Genomic DNA, 1313 nt, shown 5'->3' with positions numbered 1-1313 from the left:
AACTTTCCGCTCTCCAATGGTGGGCAGACGGTCGCGGCTTCACTTTCGAATATAACCAGCGCGGGCATCAGCTCTATCGGCTGGTCGAGGTAGACGCCGCCACGGGCCGCGCACGCTCGCTGATCGAAGAGACCAGCACGACCTTCGTTGATTACCGGCCGCTGGTGATGAACCAGTACCGTACCGGGAAAATCTTTCGTTACGATGTCGACGACGGGAAGGAGATCATCTGGGCGTCCGAGCGCGACGGGCACGAGCACCTGTACCTGTTCGACGGCCAGACGGGCGCGCTCAAGAACCAGATCACCAGCGGTGAGTGGGTGGTCCGCGCGGTCAACCATGTCGATCCGGTCAAGCGCCAGATCTGGTTCGAGGCGAGCGGGAGGAACCCGGGGGAGGACCCCTATTTCGTCCATGCGTACCGCATCGGCTTCGACGGTGAGGGGCTGACTGAGCTCACGCCCGAGCCGGCCAACCACCATGTCGAGTTCTCTCCCGACGGCCGCTACTATGTCGATCTCTGGTCACGCATCGATCTGCCGCCCCGCATGATGCTCTACCGCGCCAGCGACGATGTCAAACTCATGCAGGTGGAGACCGCCGACATGTCCGAGCTCGTCGCCGCCGGCTGGCAGCCGCCACTCAGCTTCCACGCCAAGGGGCGCGACGGCAAGACTGATATTTGGGGCGTGATCCACCTGCCCGCCAATTTCGATCCGAAGAAGAAGTACCCGGTGGTGGAGAAAATCTATGCCGGGCCCCAGGGCTCCGGCGTCCCGAAATCCTTCTCAACGCGGACAGAGCCGCTCACGCAGCTGGGCTTCGTCGTTGTGCAGATCGATGGCATGGGTACCAACAACCGCTCGCGCGCCTTTCATGACGTTGCCTGGAAAAATCTGAAGGACGCAGGCTTTCCCGATCGCATTCTATGGCACAAGGCGGCCGCCGCGAGGTATCCGTGGTACGATATCTCCAATGTCGGCATTTTCGGCGGGTCCGCAGGCGGCCAGAACGCGGTGGGCGCGCTGCTCTTCCATCCCGAATTCTATAAGGTCGCGGTCGCCAACAGCGGCTGCTACGACAACCGGATATACAGGATCAGGTGGAGCGAACAGTGGATGGGGTGGCCAGTCGGCATTGAATATTCCCAATCCTCCGCCATCGACAATGCTTACAGGCTGCGGGGCAAGCTGATGATCGTCGTGGGCGAAATGGACCGCAATGTCGACCCGTCCTCCTCGCTGCAGCTTGCCGACCGACTCATCAAGGCGGGAAAAGATTTCGACATGGTCTATGTGCCTGGTGCCGATCAC

Annotated in this window: 1 protein-coding gene; it reads left to right on the top strand. The window is 61.2% G+C overall.

The window, feature by feature from the left end; all coding sequences use genetic code 11:
* The coding region (locus tag AC0L2K_RS34840; protein WP_473533641.1) for a S9 family peptidase at nucleotides 1-1313 on the top strand (1313 nt) is incomplete at both ends.

Source organism: Mesorhizobium sp. WSM4817, assembly GCF_055811135.1.
This window is presented reverse-complemented; position numbering and strand designations above follow the sequence as displayed.